At 70.8% G+C, this 17,045-nt stretch carries 14 protein-coding genes; 2 read left to right on the forward strand and 12 right to left on the reverse strand.

Annotated features, from left to right (window positions below):
• Positions 1–271 precede the first annotated feature (271 nt).
• The 7 genes from pheA to V4Y04_RS18955 form a co-directional block, all read right to left on the reverse strand.
• The gene (gene pheA / locus V4Y04_RS18925; protein ID WP_332429384.1) at positions 272–1,204 is read right to left on the reverse strand and encodes a prephenate dehydratase; all 933 of its coding nucleotides are present in this window, start codon (positions 1,202–1,204) and stop codon (positions 272–274) included.
• Between the two features lie 102 nt (positions 1,205–1,306).
• The gene (gene efeB / locus V4Y04_RS18930) at positions 1,307–2,599 is read right to left on the reverse strand and encodes an iron uptake transporter deferrochelatase/peroxidase subunit (protein ID WP_332429385.1); all 1,293 of its coding nucleotides are present in this window, start codon (positions 2,597–2,599) and stop codon (positions 1,307–1,309) included.
• 6 nt (positions 2,600–2,605) lie between these two features.
• Positions 2,606–4,738, reverse strand: coding sequence for a copper resistance CopC/CopD family protein (locus tag V4Y04_RS18935; protein ID WP_332429386.1), 2,133 nt, complete (start codon positions 4,736–4,738; stop codon positions 2,606–2,608).
• Positions 4,739–4,751: 13 nt separating this feature from the next.
• Positions 4,752–5,255: a copper chaperone PCu(A)C gene (locus V4Y04_RS18940; protein ID WP_332429387.1), complete on the reverse strand. Its 504-nt coding sequence runs from the start codon at positions 5,253–5,255 to the stop codon at positions 4,752–4,754.
• The gene (locus V4Y04_RS18945; RefSeq protein WP_332429388.1) at positions 5,252–5,908 is read right to left on the reverse strand and encodes an SCO family protein; all 657 of its coding nucleotides are present in this window, start codon (positions 5,906–5,908) and stop codon (positions 5,252–5,254) included. Before V4Y04_RS18945 ends, V4Y04_RS18940 begins: the two co-directional genes overlap by 4 nt.
• Before the next feature lie 89 nt (positions 5,909–5,997).
• Positions 5,998–6,756 carry a YcnI family copper-binding membrane protein gene (locus V4Y04_RS18950; RefSeq protein ID WP_332429389.1) on the reverse strand — a complete coding sequence of 253 codons (759 nt, stop codon included), beginning with the start codon at positions 6,754–6,756 and terminating at the stop codon, positions 5,998–6,000.
• 263 nt (positions 6,757–7,019) lie between these two features.
• Positions 7,020–7,892 carry a hypothetical protein gene (locus V4Y04_RS18955; RefSeq protein WP_332429390.1) on the reverse strand — a complete coding sequence of 291 codons (873 nt, stop codon included), beginning with the start codon at positions 7,890–7,892 and terminating at the stop codon, positions 7,020–7,022.
• A gap of 219 nt (positions 7,893–8,111) precedes the next feature.
• Here V4Y04_RS18955 and V4Y04_RS18960 point away from each other — a divergent pair, with 219 nt between their 5' ends.
• Positions 8,112–8,576, forward strand: a complete 465-nt coding sequence (locus V4Y04_RS18960; protein ID WP_332429391.1) for an ATP-binding protein — start codon at positions 8,112–8,114, stop codon at positions 8,574–8,576.
• 455 nt (positions 8,577–9,031) lie between these two features.
• Here the strand turns inward: V4Y04_RS18960 and V4Y04_RS18965 are convergent, their stop codons facing one another.
• Both V4Y04_RS18965 and V4Y04_RS18970 read right to left on the reverse strand, forming a co-directional pair.
• On the reverse strand, positions 9,032–10,543 hold the full coding sequence (locus V4Y04_RS18965; RefSeq protein ID WP_332429392.1) for an aminopeptidase P family protein: 1,512 nt from the start codon (positions 10,541–10,543) through the stop codon (positions 9,032–9,034).
• A 306-nt stretch (positions 10,544–10,849) separates the two neighbouring features.
• Entirely contained in the window at positions 10,850–12,400 is a 1,551-nt protein-coding gene (locus tag V4Y04_RS18970; protein WP_443080187.1) for a PP2C family protein-serine/threonine phosphatase, read from the reverse strand.
• A gap of 527 nt (positions 12,401–12,927) precedes the next feature.
• Between V4Y04_RS18970 and V4Y04_RS18975 the strand changes: the two genes are divergently transcribed.
• Positions 12,928–13,593 carry a bifunctional DNA primase/polymerase gene (locus tag V4Y04_RS18975; protein ID WP_332429394.1) on the forward strand — a complete coding sequence of 222 codons (666 nt, stop codon included), beginning with the start codon at positions 12,928–12,930 and terminating at the stop codon, positions 13,591–13,593.
• A 462-nt stretch (positions 13,594–14,055) separates the two neighbouring features.
• Here the strand turns inward: V4Y04_RS18975 and V4Y04_RS18980 are convergent, their stop codons facing one another.
• From V4Y04_RS18980 to V4Y04_RS18990, 3 genes are all read right to left on the reverse strand, one after another.
• Positions 14,056–15,045, reverse strand: coding sequence for a DUF5926 family protein (locus tag V4Y04_RS18980; RefSeq protein ID WP_332429395.1), 990 nt, complete (start codon positions 15,043–15,045; stop codon positions 14,056–14,058).
• A 277-nt stretch (positions 15,046–15,322) separates the two neighbouring features.
• The gene (locus V4Y04_RS18985) at positions 15,323–15,943 is read right to left on the reverse strand and encodes an ATP-binding protein (RefSeq protein WP_443080044.1); all 621 of its coding nucleotides are present in this window, start codon (positions 15,941–15,943) and stop codon (positions 15,323–15,325) included.
• 195 nt (positions 15,944–16,138) lie between these two features.
• A complete protein-coding gene (locus V4Y04_RS18990) occupies positions 16,139–16,966 on the reverse strand; it encodes a glycerophosphodiester phosphodiesterase (protein ID WP_332429397.1) in 828 nt (275 codons plus the stop codon).
• Positions 16,967–17,045 lie beyond the last annotated feature (79 nt).

Raw genomic sequence — 17,045 nt, forward strand, 5'->3', positions numbered from 1 at the left:
CGGAACGCGTGACCAGCGGTGAGGATTCCTGCCGCGAACTCTCCCTTACCTCCACTTTCGGGCGGAAAGCGGTCACTTCAAAGGGTCGGCGAAGGGAAAAGGGTGGACGAGTGGCCTCCGCCGGGCGAGTGAGGGCGATCATGAACGCCGGGGGGATTTGTCGATGGAACGACACAGCGGTGTCGACTTGTCCCCGGATCGAGAAGTTGGCCTGTGGATAACTTCTGTGGATAACGAAAATCAGAAAATATGACTGATAGGACTGGAAATGTCAGAACCGGCCGTCCTGGCAGCGCGCCACCCAGTCCGCCGCGGACGCGAATTCGTCGTCCGAGGTCCCGGGCAGCGGCTCCCGTACCGCGGACGGCTCCGCATCCGCCCGCGGGTACGAACCGAGGAAGCGCACCTGAAGGCAGACCCGCTTGAGGCCCATCAGCGTCTCGGCCACCCTGCGGTCCGAGATGTGGCCCTCGGCGTCGATGCAGAAGCAGTAATTGCCGATACCGGCTCCGGTGGGCCGGGACTGGAGCAGCATCAGGTTGACGCCACGCGTGGCGAACTCGCCCAGCAGATCGCGCAGACCACCAGGGTGGTCGTCACGCTGCCACACCACGATGGACGTCTTGTCCGCACCGGTGGGCGCGGCGGGGCGTGCGGGCCGTCCGACCAGGACGAAGCGGGTCTGGGCGTTCTCCGCGTCGTGGATCCCGGTCTCCAGGGCCTCCAACCCGTACCGGGCCGCCGCGAACTCACCGGCGAAGGCCGCGTCGTACCGGCCCTCTTGCACCAGTCGGGCCCCGTCCGCGTTGGAGGCGGCCGATTCCCAGACGACGTCCGGGAGGTGCTTCTTCAACCAGTTGCGGACCTGCGGTTGGGCGGCGGGGTGGGCGGTGACGGTCTTGACCTCCGACAGCCTGGTGCCGGGGCGGACGAGCAGCGCGAAGGTGATCGACAGCAGCACCTCGCGGTAGATCGTCAGCGGGGCGCCCGCGACCAGTTCGTCGAGAGTGGTGGTGATGCCACCCTCGACGGAGTTCTCGATGGGGACGAAAGCGGCCTCGGCCTCCCCGGCACGTACCGCGTCGAGCGCGGACTGTACGGACACGTACGGGATCAGCTCCCGGGTGGCCGCCTCCGGGAGAGTGCGCAGGGCGACTTCGGTGAAGGTGCCCTCGGGGCCGAGATACGCATAGCTCGCTGGCATGACCTCACCCTAATGGGCCCACGCCGAGGGCATCCCCGGATGCCCTCCCAGGAGTGACATGCGAGTGGCATACGGGTGGCATGCGAGTGAGGCGGGGGCGCCTCATCCCTCCAGCAACCGCTGCCCCACATACTCGCTCTCCGTCGCGCCGCCCGGCACCGCGTACAGTCCGCTCGACTCGTGCCGGAGAAACGGAGTCAGCGCGTCGCCCCGGTCGAGCTTGCGCTGCACCGGCACGAAGCCGCGCAGCGGGTCGGCCTGCCAGCAGATGAACAGCAGACCCGCGTCGGGCACGCCGTCCGCGTCCATGCCGTCGTGGTAGGAGAGGGGGCGTCGGAGCATCGCCGCGCCGCCGTTCTGGTCGGGGCGGGTGATCCGGGCGTGGGCGTTGAAGGGAACCACCAGATTGCCCGCGGAGTCGGTCTTCTCCAGGTCCATCGCAGAGGTCTCCGTGCCTCCGGACAGCGGAGCCCCGTCGGACTTGCGGCGTCCGATGACCGCCTCCTGCTCCTTGACCGCGAGCTTCTCCCAGTCGTCGAGCAGCATGCGGATACGGCGTACGACCACGTAGGAACCGTTCGCCATCCAGGTGGGGTCGCCGTTCGCCGGCACGAAGATCCGCTGGTCGAAGTCGGAGTCGGACGGCTTGGGGTTGCGGGTGCCGTCGATCTGGCCCATCAGGTTGCGGGCGGTCATCGGGCGGGTGGTGGCGCCGGGCGAGCGGTTGAACCCGTTCATCTGCCAGCGCACCCTGGCCGCCGAACCGGCGTCCTTCTGTACGGCGCGCAGCGCGTGGAAGGCGACCAGGGCGTCATGGGCACCGATCTGCACCCACAGGTCGCCATTGCTGCGGGTTTTGTCGAGGTGGTCCGAGGAGAAGTCGGGCAGGGGGTCCAGAGCCACCGGACGCCGCTTCTCCAGTCCGGTGCGGGCGAAGAAGCTGTGGCCGAAGCCGAAGGTGAGGGTCAGGGAGGAGGGTCCGGCGTCCTGTGCCACACCGGTGTCGCCGTCGGCGCTCGGCTCGCCCGCCATGAGCCGCCCAGCCGTGTCCGACCAGCGGCGCAGCAGGGCGGCCGCTTCCCGGCGCCCGGCGCCCGGCGCGAGGTCGAACGCGATGAGATGTCCACGGGCCGGGAACCCCTCGGTAATACCGGGCTGATGTTTCCCGTGAAACATTGCCCGGCCCTCACCCACGGAAGCCAGCGGGGTGGCTTCCGTGGGTGAGGCGGCGTAGCCCACGGCGCCGCCCGCAGCACCGAGCACCAGCCCGGTGGCCCCGGCGGTGCCGAGCAGGCGGCGCCGGGAGAAGCCCTCCCGGGCGACGGGTGGGGCGGCGCCTTCCCGTGGGTCCGGGGCAGCAGGGATGCGGGCCTCCGGAATGGACTGGTCAGCCATGGTGGTTCAGCCGATCTGTGCGTTCTTGAAGACGGTCACCTGGTCGATGTCGGAGGTCCGCACGGTCACCTCGACGGTCCAGTCACCCGCCACGGGGATCTGCACTCCGCTCGCCGACAAGTGCCCGGTGGCGACGCGGTCGGGGGCGACGGGCAGCGGTCCGATGTCCTTCGCGGAGAGAGTGAGGGCGACCTTGAGCTCGGGAACGTCGAAGGCCTTGCCGTCGGTCCGCTCCACATAGACGTGCATGTCGTTGCCGCCCACGCGCGCGGGGTCCAGATCGACGGTGACGACGCCCTTGCCGTCCTTGCCGCCGGTGTCGAAGGGCATGTTCAGGGTCACCGCACCGGTCCCCTGGGCGGACGAGGGCGACGACGGGGCCGAGGACGACGAGGCGGCCCTCTCGGCCTCCTGCTCCGTACGCCCCGGCTCGGTCTGTGTCAGCACGGTGGTGATCGCGAGCAGGACGACGGCGATACCGGCCTCGGTGAGCACGGAGCGACGCAGCCCGAAGCGGTTCGGGTCGGCGTCCCGCAGTCGCTTCTGCCGGGCGGCCGACACGGCGGCCCGCTGCCGGGCCAGCTGCGCGGCCCGCGCGGAGTCCCCGCCGGCCTTCGCCCCGGCCCCCGACTCCTCCGACCGGACCTGGGCGGACCCCGTGTCGGCCGCGGGCTTCTCCCGTTCGGCGTCGGCGTCGGCGTCGGCGTCGATGTCGATGTCGGCCGAGGCCGTGGAAGCGGCTGCAGCCTTCTTCGTACCGGTCTTCTTCGTATCCGCCTTGGTCTTTCCGGCCTTGGTCTTCCCGGTACCGGTGGCCCCGGCACCTTCCTGGCCTGTCCCGCCCTCAGCGGCCGACACCGCCGCCACGGTTTCCTTCTGCTCCTCCCGGAGCGCCACCGCCCTACCGGGTTCCGCCAGTCGGGCCGTCCACCTCCGGGAGGCGTACGCGATCCCGACCATGATCACCACGAGCCCGATCTTGGCGAGCAGCAACTGCCCGTACCGGGTGTCGGTGAACGCCGACCAGGAACCGAGCTGCCGCCAGCTCTGGTAGATCCCGGTGACGACCAGCGCGACCACGCTGCCGAACGCGAGCCGCGAGAACCGCTGGACGGCGGCCGTGTCGACCGCGGTGTCGGCGGGTGCGCGGTAGAGCGCGACGAGCAGGGCGGCGAGCCCGCCCAGCCAGGCGGCGACGGCCAGCAGGTGGACGATGTCGACCGGCATCGCGAGACCCGGCTGGAGCCCCTGGGAGGCGTGTTCGGACATGGCCCAGCTCGCGGCGAGCCCGGCCGCCACGACCGTCCCCCCGATGGCGAGTCCGAGGGACAGGTCCCGCTTCTCCTCGTCGTCCCGCTGGTCCTGGGCGGCGCCGAAGAGCACCGCGATGAACAGCGCCGCCGCGGCGAGCAGCAGCAGCCGTGACACGAGCGCCGCGCCGGTCTTGGTCTGCAGCACCTCGCTGAGCAGCGTCAGGTCGAAGATGTCGCCGACCTTCCCGGAGCTCGTGTAGGAACCGCGCAGGAGCAGCAGGGCGAGGGTGGCCGCGGTGAGCGTGAGCCATCCGGAGACGACCAGCCGCTGCACCGCCCGTACGCCGGAGCCGCGCGGCCAGCAGGCGAGCACGAAGGCGGCCCCGCCGACCATGACCACGAACCCGGCGTACGACAGGTACCGTCCGGTGCCGTACAGCGAGCCGACCAGTCCGTCGTCGGAGGCCTGGGCGGAGGCTTCGACGGAGGTCTCCGAGGGGGCCCCGACGGAGAAGGTGAAGGCGCCGGCGACGGGATGGCTGTCCGCGGACACCACCTGGTAGGTGACGGTGTAGGTGCCGTCGGGCAGCCCGCCGAGCAGCTGCACGGTGTACGTGGTGCCGCTCGCGTTGGCCGGGTCGCCCTTGTCGACCCGTTCGCCCTTGGGGTCGAGGACGCGCAGGGCGTCGTCGCTCACCGCGACCGGTTCGGAGAAGGTGAGCGAGACCTGGGTGGGCGCTTTGTCGACCACCGTCCCCTGCCGGGGATCGCTGCCGGTCAGCGCGGCGTGCGCGGAGGCGGGAGCGGCCCCGGCGAGGAGCGCGCCGGTGACGGCCAGGAACAGCAGCACCAGGATCCGGACGCGGGGGGCGATGGTCTGGGTCACAGGGGTTTCTCCCTCAGTGTCCGTGCTTCGGGGTGTAGGTGGCAGGCTTCACCGGAATCTCGACCGTGACGGGGTCGGAGTGGGCGAAGCGCAGTTCGACGGAGACCTTCTGCCCCTGCTTCGGTTGCCGTGTCAGCTGTTCGAACATCAGATGATTGCCGCCGCTCTCGAGCACGAGGCTGCCCCGGGCCGGGATGTCGAGCGCGTCGACCTCCTGCATGGTCCCGTCGACGGTCTCGTGCACGGTGACGCGGTCGGCGGCGTCACTGCTGACCGAGGTCAGCCGGTCGGCCGCGCCGCCCTTGTTGCTGATGACGAAAAAGCCGGCCGCCATGTCCGAGACCGGCTGCGGCATGTAGGCGGAGCCGACGGACAGGTCTGTCTTGCCGCCCGAGCTCGAGCCCGAACCGTCCGAGTCCGAACCGCCGCAGCCGGCGAGGGTCAGTACCCCGGCGACGGCCACCGCCGCGAAGGCGTGCGGCCTCCCGGGGAACTGCCTCCTCGCGAGCCGTCTCACGGCTTCTCACCCTTGATGATCTTGGGGAGGTCCGCGGTGTAGTCCTCGACGGTGGCGTCCTCGCCGTAGAGGAGGTAGCCGCCGTCGGTCTTCGGGGAGAAGGCGATGACCTGGGTGCCGTGGTCGGAGACGACCTGGCCCTTGTCGTCCTTGCGCGGCGCGTTGATCGAGATGCCGAGGGTGCGGGCGCCTGCCTGGACCGTGTCGAAGTCGCCGGTCAGGCCGACGACCTGGGAGTCGATGCCCTTGAGCCACTTGCCGAGCGCGGCGGAAGTGTCCCGTTCGGGGTCGGTGGTGACGAACACGATCCGCAGCTCGTCCTGCTGGTCCTGGGGCAACTGCTTCTTGGCCACCGCGAGGTTGTTCATGGTCAGCGGGCAGACGTCGGGACAGTGCGTGTAGCCGAAGTAGATCAGCGTGGGCCTGCCGGCGGTCTCCGCGCGGAAGTCGTACTTCTTGCCCTGCGTGTCGGTGAGGACGAGGTCCGGCTTCTCGAACGGCTTGTCGAGGGCCGTGGCGGCCTTCTCCGCGCCCGCCTCCTCGGAAACGATGGCGATGGGCTCGCCGCTGTCGCCGTCGCCACTGCCGCAGGCGGAAAGGGTCAGGGCGGCGGCGGCGAGCAGGGCCGCCGCCGCGAGGGTCTTCTTGCGCATGATGGTGTCCAGAATGTAGGTGCTCCGGCACGCACCGGGGTCCCACCGGACCGGGGAACCCCGGTGCGTGCCGTTGAACAGGGGAGGGCTCAGGCGTCGGCGCGCCGACGCCCGGCGAGTACGCCGTAGGCGACACCCGCGGCACCGACCACGATGCCGACGATGCCCAGGACCCGGGCGGTGGTGTCCGTACCGCCCGAGTCACCGGAGGCGGCCGTCGCGGTGGTCTCCGCGGAGGCGTTCTCGGTGTTCTCGTCGGACTTGGCGTCCTCGCTCTTGCCGTCCGACGCACCATGCGAGTGACCGTCGCCGGAGGCCTCGGCCAGGGCGAGCACGGGGGCCGGGAAGTCGGGCTCCTCCTGGCCCTCCTCCGGCACCTCGATCCAGCGGACGACCTCCTTGTTGGAGTATGTCTGCAGCGCCTTGAAGACCAGTTCGTCGGCGTCCTCGGGCAGGGTGCCGACGGACACCGGGAACTTCTGGAAGAAGCCGGGCTCGATGCCCTTGCCGTCGGCGGTCCAGGTGACCTTGGTGACGGCCTCGTCGATCTTCTTGCCGTGCATCTCCAGTGGCTTGTCCAGCTTGGACTTGGTGACCTTGGCGTCCCAGCCGGCGATCGGCTGCGGCATCACGGAGGCCAGCGGGTGATCGGTCGGGAACGTCACCTCGAGCTTGGTCGTCGACGCGTCGTCGCGCTCGTTGGGGACCTTGAAGTTCACGACCGCGTAACCGCCCTTGGCCGCCTCGCCCTCGGGCTGCACGCTGACGTGCGCGAAGGCGGGGGCGGACAGGGCGAGGACGGCGATACCGGCGACAGCGCCGACGGCGGCGATACGGGAAGCCTTCATGGCAGAAGCACTCCGCTTCAGTTGGGTTTCACTGACGGTGAGGGAACCGCGTACGGCGCGTACGCCCTTGCCCGTCGGTGGCGACCGGGCCACGGACGGCTCGTCGTACGAGGTGAGTACGAGCGAAGCAGACGGGAAGTACGCGGTGAGTGCGCGGGGAAATACGTGGGAAAGCAGACACGCGCGCGCCGGGCCGTGCCGCATGCGGGCACCCTCTCCTTCCGTCCGGAGGTCCGGCGGTCGCGGAGGGGGGCCCGGTCGCGTCAGGCGGCGAGGGCGAGCACGCTGTCGGCCGGGGGCGGACCTCGGCGGATCACCGAGTGCTGGAGTGCGGCGGTATGGGGCGTGGACGGCACGGCCGGCACGGTGCGCAACCGGCGCGGGGTCATGTGCGGTGCCCCCGGGAGACCCGCGCGCAGGGCGCGCACCAGAGCGAGTGCCGCGCGGAGAGACCGTACGAGGGCGCCCTCGGCGACGCCGTGCGCCGACAGTTCGGTGAGCCGCAGCAGAGCCAGGTCGCCGCGGCGCAGCAGCCAGCCGGTGGCGAGTGCCGTGAGGACGTGCGCGAGCAGCATCGGCAGGGACGGCAGCAGCGGCATCGACGAGGCCGCGGCCGTGGGGTCCGCGGCCAGGGCCATGACGCCGTCCTGGGCGTGCCCTCCGTGGGTGCCGCCGACCGCACTCTCCGTACCGGTCGGGCCGGGGTGGATCCGGGCGTCGGTGAGGATGCGCTGCGCCTGCGCGGGGCTGATGGCCACCGTGCCGGCCCCGCACATCAGCCGGGCCGCCTGCTCGATCAGCGAGGCGTCGGACAGGGACCCGGGCACGGACGACGACACGTTCGCGGAGGTCGCGGCGCCGTGCTGGCCGATGCCGAACAGGGCGTGCAGCACCGTCTGACCGGCTGCCAGTGGGACGGCGATGCCCGAAAGGGACCGCGCGCGTCCGGCGAGCGGTACCGAGGCCACGAACGTCCCGAGGAATCCGACGCCCAGGGTCCACAGCGGAACTGCGGCGTGGGAGGCGAGTGCGTGACCTGCCCCGGCCAGCACGACACAGACCGCGGCGAACACCGCGGCCCGCAGTATCCGGAGCCCGCGTCCGGAGCGCATCGTGTGCGGATGGGGGGCAGTCATGGCGGGCTCATCATCGCACTGGGCCTCCGGCCGCCGTACGGCAGGTCCGCAAGGAGAGCTACGACCGGAAGATCGCTTATACGCGAGATGCCCCACATACACCGGTCGGCTCCATGGCGCACCCGCCATATGGGGGTTATCACGTCAGCGGGACGCTTACAAGCGTGTACGCAGGGCAATAGGTAACGGTATGTCGAGCCGCGGCCGGGAGGCTGGAGCATGAGCATCTGGTGGTCACTCCATCTGCGCCGTGATGCTGCGAGCGTGCCGCTCGCGCGTCGCCTTCTGCTCGGCGCGATGGAGACCGCGGGCGTCGACCCCGACATCTCCTACGACCTTTCCGTCGCCCTTACCGAAGCCTGTGCGAACGCCGTCGAGCACGGCGGGGGCACCGCCTGGGGCGGGTTCTCGGAGGCGTACCGGGTGACCGCCTATCTCGAGGGCGAGAAGTGCCGTATCGAGGTCGCCGACGTGGGCCCCGGCTTTCCCGCCGTGGCCGGTGGCCGCGTACACCCGCCGGCCCGCCCCGCGCCGCACGACGCGGAACACGGCCGCGGCCTCTGCCTCATCCAGGAGCTCGCCGATCACGTCCACATCGGCAACAAGCCCGATCGGGGCGGCGCCGTGGTGAGCTTCGACAAGATCCTCAAATGGCGGAAGGGAGCGCCGCTGATGGCGGTGTGACCTCACCACCGGATCGGGAAGCCGTAGGCGCGGGGAAGCGCCCCCGGTCGCACCGGCGCCGATAGTGCTGGCACCGGTCGCACTGAATCCGATCACGGCGCACCCGATCACACCGCGGCCGGGCATCCCGCACGGGGTACCCGGCCGCAGTACGCACATCAGCCCTGGGGCGTGTTTCGAGAGTCCCGCCTGCCCCGCGGCGTCCGGCACGCACTCCCCCAAGCTCTTCGAGCAGGGGGACCCCAGCCGCGTTGTCGGGATCGCCCACGTACGCCCGGTACGCGGGCGACCCTCCGCCGTGCGATCGCACGCTCCCCCAAGCTCTCGGCTCCGCTCGAGCAGGGGGACCCCCATGACGCCGCGGGGCCCGCCCTCCGGGCGGCCGACGCTCCGTTCGAAACATGCCCCAGTGACGATCCGCTGCTCGAACGGTCCATCCGCCGCTCGAGCGGCGATCAGCCCTTGAGGGCCGCCATCCACGCCTCGACCTCGTCGGACCGCCTGGGCAGCGCGGCGGAGAGGTTCCGGTTACCGTCCTCGGTCACCAGGATGTCGTCCTCGATACGGACGCCGATGCCCCGGTACTCCTCGGGGACGGTCAGGTCGTCGGCCTGGAAGTACAGGCCCGGTTCGACCGTGAGCACCATGCCCGGCTCCAGGGTGCCGTCGACGTACGTCTCGGTACGGGCGGCCGCGCAGTCGTGGACGTCCAGGCCGAGCATGTGGCCGGTGCCGTGCAGTGTCCAGCGGCGCTGCAGACCCAGCTCGAGCACCCGCTCCACCGGGCCCTCGACCAGACCCCACTCGACGAGCCGTTCGGCCAGGACCCGCTGGGCGGCGTCGTGGAAATCCCGGTACTTCGCGCCGGGCTTCACCGCCGCGATGCCGGCCTCCTGGGCGTCGTACACGGCGTCGTAGATTTTCTTCTGCAGGGTGCTGTACGTACCGTCGATCGGCAGCGTACGGGTGATGTCCGCCGTGTAGTACGTGTGCGTTTCGACACCGGCGTCGAGCAGCAGCAGGTCGCCGGAGCGGACCGGGCCGTCGTTGCGCACCCAGTGCAGGGTGGTGGCGTGCGGGCCGGCGGCGCAGATGGAGCCGTAGCCGACGTCATTGCCCTCGACCCGCGCGCGCAGGAAGAACGTGCCCTCGATGTAGCGCTCGCTGGTGGCCTCGGCCTTGTCGAGGACCTTCACGACGTCCTCGAAGCCGCGCGCGGTGGAGTCGACGGCCTTCTGCAGCTCGCCGATCTCGAAGGCGTCCTTGACCAGCCGTGCCTCGGAGAGGAAGACGCGCAGCTCCTCGTCGCGCTCGGCGGTGACCTTGTCGGTCAGCGCCGCCTCGATGCCGGCGTCGTGTCCCCGCACGACACGCACCGGACCGGTGGCCTCACGCAGGGCACCGGCCAGCTCGCGCACATCGGCGGCGGGGATGCCGTACCGCTTCTCGGCCTCGGTGAGGGAGTGACGGCGGCCGACCCACAGCTCGCCCTGGCCGTCCAGCCAGAACTCGCCGTTCTCACGGTTCGAGCGCGGCAGGAGGTAGATCGTCTCCTGGTGACCGTCGGCCGTCGGCTCCAGGACGAGGACGCCGTCCTCGGTCTGGTTGCCGGTGAGGTAGGTGTACTCGACCGAGGCGCGGAAGGCGTACTCGGTGTCGTTGGACCGCGTTTTCAGGTTGCCCGCGGGGACGATCAGACGCTCGCCCGGGAAGCGCGCGGACAGCGCGGCGCGGCGGGCGGCGGTCTCCGCTGTCTGGGGGATCGGCTCGAGGTCGCGCAGCTCGGTGTCGGCCCAGCCGCTCTTCATGTTCTCGGCCAGCTCGTCGGACACGCCGGGGTAGAGGCCGTTCTTGCGCTGCTTGACGGGCTCTTCCTCACCGGTGTCCGGGCCCGCCGAGGCTTGCGGATCTTCCGGGCCCGGCGTACCGGCGGCCTCGTCGAACGCGGTCGGAAGCTCTTCTGCCACAGCGGTCATCCTCCTCGGTAAGGCTCTGGACCTCCCCCAGGGTGTCGGTTTCGTCCGGGCCGGGGGACCTCCTCCATCGTACGGTTACCGACGAAACGGTCACCGGGGGGAAGGACCTGTTACCGAGGGCGCGCGGGAGGTGACGGGAGCGAGCCATCGGTACGGGAGGGGGGCACGGCACAGGCGCAGGAACGGGCCCAGGAACGGGTGCCGAGCCGGCCGCTAGTCGATGCTGCGAACCGGTCCTGCGAACCGGTATCTCCCTGCCTGTCCGGCGTCTCCTCCGCCCCGCCCCGCCCGGGGCGGCTACTCGAACCGTGCGGCCAGCAGGACGACGTCCTCCGTGGAGTCCGTCGTCTCCCTCCCCTCGGGCAGCACGGTGCGCAGGATGTGGTCGGCGATCGCGCCGGGGTCGTGCCGCAGCGCCTGGGGCACCCCGGCGGCAGCCGCGTGCAGCCGCGCGAAGGCGCGGTCGGTGGGATCACCGGTGCGGTGCAGCAGCCCGTCGGTGTAGAGCAGAACCGTCTCTCCCGGTTCCGCGTGGACCTCCACGCTCGGCGCCTCCCAGCAGGCGAGCATGCCCAGGGGGGCCGAGACCGACGTTTCCACGAACTCCGTGCGGCGCTCGCCGAGCAGCAGCGGCGGACTGTGCCCGGCACCGGCCAGCGTGATCCTGCGCAGCGCGGGTTCGCAGTAGCCGAACAGCGCGGTGGCCGACCTGGCCGGTTCGGTGAGCCTCAGCAGCAGTTCCAGGTCGGACAGGACGGCGACCGGGTCCTCTCCCTCCATCACGGCGTACGCGCGCAAGGACGCCCGCAGCCGCCCCATCGCGGCGACCGCGCTCGGCCCGGCCCCGGTGACGGACCCCACGGCGAGGCCGAGGGCGGCGTCCGGCAGCGGCAGCGCGTCGTACCAGTCGCCGCCGCCGTACGGGGAGGTGCGATGCCGGGCGGCGAGCTGGACGCCGGGGATCCGGGGCAGACGCGAGGGGAGGAGCTCCTCGGACATGGTGGCCATGGACGCACGCGCGCGCTCGAGTTCCAGGAGGCGGGCGAGATGCTCGGCGGCGTATCGGGCGTAGAGGCCGATGAGGTGCCGCTGGCGTTCCGACGGCTCGGCGGGCTCGTCGTAGAGCCACACCGCGGCGCCCAGTCGCCGCGTCGTCTCCGCTGCCTGCGCGGCGTCCGCGTCGGCAGCGGCCTCGGGGGTGAGGGGCAGCGTGTAGCTCGCGGCGTAGCCGAGGCGGGCGGCGACCTCACGGTGCCGGGGGTCGAGCCCCTTCTCGGCCAGCAGGTCGGGTACGGCGATGCCGTCGTCGGTGCCGGACAGGCCGTCGAGGATCCTGCCGTACGGCACCGCGCTGCGCGGGATCGTTTCGATGTGGCCGAGATCGGCGCGGGCCAGGCCGAGACCGATCATGGTGTCCGGGCCGCGACCGTCGGCGGGTTCCAGGACGACGAGACCGCGACGGGCGCCCACCAGGGCGGCGCCGGCGCGCAACAGCTCCTGGAGTGCCTCGTCGAGGGAGCTCGTGCGGGCCAGGCGTTCGGTCAGCTCATGGAGGGTCGTGAGGTCGGAGACCCATCCCGCGAGCCGGTCCTGCAGAAGCGCACCCGGTGCGGTCTGGGGGTTTGCCGGGGCGATCGGGGAGGTACCCGTAGTGACGGACGCGACAGTGTGTGCGGGTGCCGGAACCGTTGAATCGATTCCAGCCACTTTAGGAGGGTGCGGGGCGCTCATGGCGTCCGACTTTCCCGCCGGTACGAACTGCTCAAAAGCATCGCAAACCCCCATGTCATCCGGCGTTGCCGACGGTGTCTCCAGATGTACACGTTCTCGTGAGGAGATGTCCAGTATTGTCCTGCTGGGATTCCTGGTGTCCGTGGGTTCGGAGGGAGTCCGGAGGGAATTCGCTCCCGCCCTCTTGCCGAAAATCAAACTTGGCTTGAAACTGCCTCAGGGGGAGGCTGATTGCGGTCGACTGGGCTCGCTCGACGGAGCGTCACAGCGGTCGTGATGGGTACGTACTCGGATAAGGCCAGGGGTGGTTGGGAATCACCCGGGAACCTGGTGACGGACCCGAGCGTCTTAACCACCGACGACCGTGCCCCATCCTCCCGTGGCGGAGGCGGAGAGAAACACGCGCGACGGTAAACGCCAGACTTCGCCACCCCCGCGCCACCCCGTGCTTCCGATCGACGCGGTACGGGTGGTACGGCCGCGGAGGCAGTCCTTGCTCGGCCCATGAGGGCTCCCCCTGCCCGGTGCGGGGATGTGATGCGCCAACAGGTACGCACAGTAGGTACGCACAGTGCAGTGATCGACACATGTTGTGATGTGGACCACGGTGTTGCCAGGCGTGCAACGGAAAGGAACGAGCGCTCATGCGCGAGATCCTCGGAAGGCGACGCAGGCTCCTGTCCCGGCGAGGCGACAGTGGGCCCCAGCTGATCGAAGCAGCCCTGACCTTCACCTCGGACTGGCAGTGGCCGGTGCTCCCGGGTGTGGCGACGGACCCGCAGGGCGGGTCCCGCTGCGGCTGCCCGGACCCCGAATGCACGGTGCCGGGAGCCCACCCCTTCGACCCCGGGCTCCTCGCCGCCACCACCGACGCGCGCATGGTGCGCTGGTGGTGGGGCAACCGGCCCACGGCCCCCGTCATCCTGGCCACTGGAGGCAGGGCGCCCTGCGCCGTCTCCCTGCCCGCCGCGCCGGCCGCCCAGGCCCTGGGCGACCTCGACCGGCTCGGCATGCGGCTCGGCCCGGTCGTCGCCTCGGCGGACCGCTGGTCGATCCTGGTCAAGCCGTACTCCCTGGAGCAGCTGGGCGAGCTGCTGTACGCCAAGGACTTCGTCCCCGGCTCCCTCCGCTTTCACGGCGAGGGCGGCTATCTCGCGCTGCCCCCGTCCACCACCGGCCTGGGTGAGGTCCGCTGGGAGCGCGCGCCGCTGCCCGGCTCGGCCTCACCCTGGGTGCCCGATGTCGAGGCCGTGGTGGACGCCGTGGTCGAGGCCCTCACACGTACGGGTGTGAGCGCGCCAGAGAAGTAGCGGCCGTCGGTGGGGACGGCGTCCGGCATTCCCTGATCTGTTGCCGCGCGGCAACCGGTGGCTGCGCCGTCTCCACGGTCTCCACCCGAACCTCGGCGGGGCGGCTTCGAGCGGTGCTCCACGCAGGTTGCGCAGACACGGAGTTCGGGAACCGGGCCGGACGCGGACCGCTGTCGTGCCGTGCTCCGGAGAGCGGCCGACCGGTGGGAACCGGTGGTGGGCATGCGGCTGTGTTCTGTGAAGAAGAGTGGTCACAGAAAGACCCGGTTGCTGGCGACGGGGGATGCACCAGCAACCGGGCTACTGGAACGGTAACAAGAGATCGGCTGTTAGCAAATTCGATCTCAGCTTTTCCGGTCACCGACTGACTTGTCTCCACCGGGAGTTGTGGAGGGATCCGGTCATGGGGTCCGGGCGGTCGTGCTGACCGGGCAGTCGGCACGACCGGGGCGCACCCACGTCTCAGCTGAGGGTGACCTGACGGTTGGTCAGGCCGCCGCGCGCGCGGCGCTCGTCGGCGGTGAGCGGAGTGTCGGTGGCGAGGGCCGCGGCGAGGCGCTCGGCGAACTCGGCCGCCGGCTTCTCCACGTCCTCGGCGCCGACCCCGCTGGGCAGGTCCCAGACCGGCACGGTGAGTCCGTGAGCGCGGAAGGAGCCCACCAGGCGGGTCCCTTCACCGAGGGAGGAGCGGCCCGCCGCGTGCAGTCGCGCCAAGGCGTCCAGAAGCTGTTCCTCGGGGTGCGGCATGACCCACCGCAGATGGTTCTTCTCGGGTGTCTCGCACCAGTACGCGGAGTCCACGCCCGAGAGCATGACGGTCGGGATGGCTGCCGAGTTGGCCCGCTCCAGGGAGGCGGTCACGTCCGGGGTGGCGTTCTCCGGGTCGGGGACCCAGAACTCGAAGCCACTGTGCACCACCGGCTCGAACGCGCCTTCGGGATCGAGGAGATCCTGCAGCCGGGGCCCGTCGGCCGGAGCGCGGCGGGCCTGTACCGGGGTGCCCGGATCGGCGATGAGCGCGCGCTGGAGGGTGTCGGCGAGGTCGCGGCTGATGTCGCCGGACGACGTGTCGTTCTGCAGGCCGAGGAGGACCGAACCGTCGTCACGGCGCAGCGCGGGCCAGGCCATCGGCAGCACGGTGGCCAGGGTGACCGACGGGATGCCGTCGGGCAGGCCGTCCTTGAGGGGCAGCTCGACGGTGGCGGCGGGCACCAGTTCGCGCAGCGCCACCCAGTCGCACTCGCCCGGCAATCCCTCGAACGGGCGGTGCACCAGTTCGGTCACGGCGTGCGCGGCGGCACGGCCGTGGCAGGCCTTGTAGCGGCGGCCGCTGCCGCAGGGGCAGGGCTCGCGGGCGCCGACGACCGGAAAGTTCCCATCAGCGCCTGCGGCGCGGGCTCCGTCCGTAAGCTGCGGGCGCTCGGCCTTGGTCTGAGGGCGCTTCTTGGCCATCGTGGGTGTCTCCCGGTTACGGCTCATCTCGTACGGGCGGGAGCCTAGTCGTTCAGGACGCGGCTGACGGGATCCTGTGGACAACATGCCGACTGTGGGCAACGCGCGAGTCGTACGGAACCGGGTCCGTACGGAACCGGGTCTGCACGGAACCGGGTCGCACGGAACCGGGTCGCACGGAACCGGGTCTGCACGATGCGGCCGTGAGGCGGCCGTCAGCGGCTGACGGTGGACGGCCGCGCGGAGTGGTTGTGGGGATCGCCGCGCGCGTGCGTCGTCAGTCGAGTCGGTCGAAGGCGTCCGCGAACTCCAGTCCGGGCATCTCGGACACCATGGGGGCCGGCACCCGCGTGGCGAAGCCATTGCGCCGGTGTCCGGCATCCGGGTCGTGCACGTCGTCGTGGACGACGGCCCACACCGTGACCTCGCCCGGTACCTCGTCGCGCACACCCCAGTCGTCGGCCAGCGCCGTGATGATGTTCAGCCCCCGGCCGCCGTGCGCGGTGACCGACGGGGTCGCCGGCGCCGGCCGGGTCGGGCCTCCGCCGTCCGTGACCTCCACGACCAGCCGACCGCAGGGATCCACCTGCCAGGCCGCGCGGACGTCGCCGTCCCCGGCCGGGGCGTCGCCCAGAGGTCTGCCGTGCTTGTACGCGTTGCTCAGCAGTTCGGAAAGGATCAGTACGGCATCGTCGATGACCGTGTCCGCCACTCCGCCGTCGCGCAACTGCAGGCGCATACGGCGCCTCGCTTTCCCCACGCCCGCAGGGCCATGGGGTACGGCCATGCTCGACGACGTGGGCACTTCTTGTGCCACCACCAACGCCACCCCCGAGACCTCCTTCGCCCCACGCCACGGTGTGAATGCCCCATGGGCTTGAACCGGAAACCGGCCCATCCATGTGTGGTGACGCACTCGAAACAATCAGGCACGTAACGAATGCGCCGGAGCACTCCCCGTAACCGGGTGGCTGGATTTAGTCAATGTGGCCGAGATGTGAGGATGGGGCGAGAGGGGGCCCGTGGTCAAGAGCCCTGCATGGACGGGTCGGCCGGGCCGCATGGCCGACCCGTCCGACCCGACCCGTCCCGCTCAGCGGCCGAGCTGGTCGAGCACCGCGCGGGGGCGGTTGGTGATGATGGCGTCGACCCCGAGGCCGACGCAGGCGTCCACGTCCTGGGGGTCGTTCACGGTCCACACGTGTACCTGGTGGCCGGACCGCTTCAGGCGCTCGATGTACGCGGGGTGGCTGCGGACGATCCGGATCGAGGGGCCCGCGATCGGCACTCCTTCCGGCAGCCGCCCGTCGCGCAGGCGGGGCGAGACGAACTGCATGAGGTGGACCGTCGGCAGGGTGGGCGAGGCGGCACGCACACGATGCAGTGACCGCGCGGAGAAGCTCATCACGCGTACCGGGGACTCCTCCGGGATGCCGGGTGCGTCCAGGCCGAATCTCTTCAGCAGGAGCAGCAGCCGCTCCTCCACCTGCCCTGCCCACCGTGTGGGGTGCTTGGTCTCGATCGCCAGCTCCACGCGCCGGCCGGCGTCGGAGACGAGCCCCAGCAGTCGCTCCAGGGTGAGGACGGAGGTCGCCTCCCGGTCCTCCGGCCGGTACTCCCAGTCGGGCTCCTCCGCCCGCCCCCCGAGTGGGTCCCGGGTCTTCCAGGAGCCGAAGTCCAGGGTGGACAGATCGGAGAGCTCCAGTGCCGACACCGCGCCGCGGCCGTTGGACGTACGGTTGACGCGACGGTCGTGAACGCAGACGAGATGGCCGTCTGCGGTCAGGCGTACATCGCATTCGAGCGCATCCGCACCATCCTCGATCGCCTTGCGGTACGCGGCCAGGGTGTGTTCGGGGGCGTCCTCGGAGGCTCCGCGGTGGGCGACGACTTGGGGCAGGTGCTGACGTGCGTGGGTCACCGCGTCATGGTGCCATCGCATGGGGGTATCTGTGCGATCGCATGGGTGTCGATGGTGTGAGGGGCGCGGACGTCTGATC

This window comes from Streptomyces sp. P9-A2 (assembly GCF_036634175.1).
GTDB lineage: Bacteria > Actinomycetota > Actinomycetes > Streptomycetales > Streptomycetaceae > Streptomyces > Streptomyces pratens.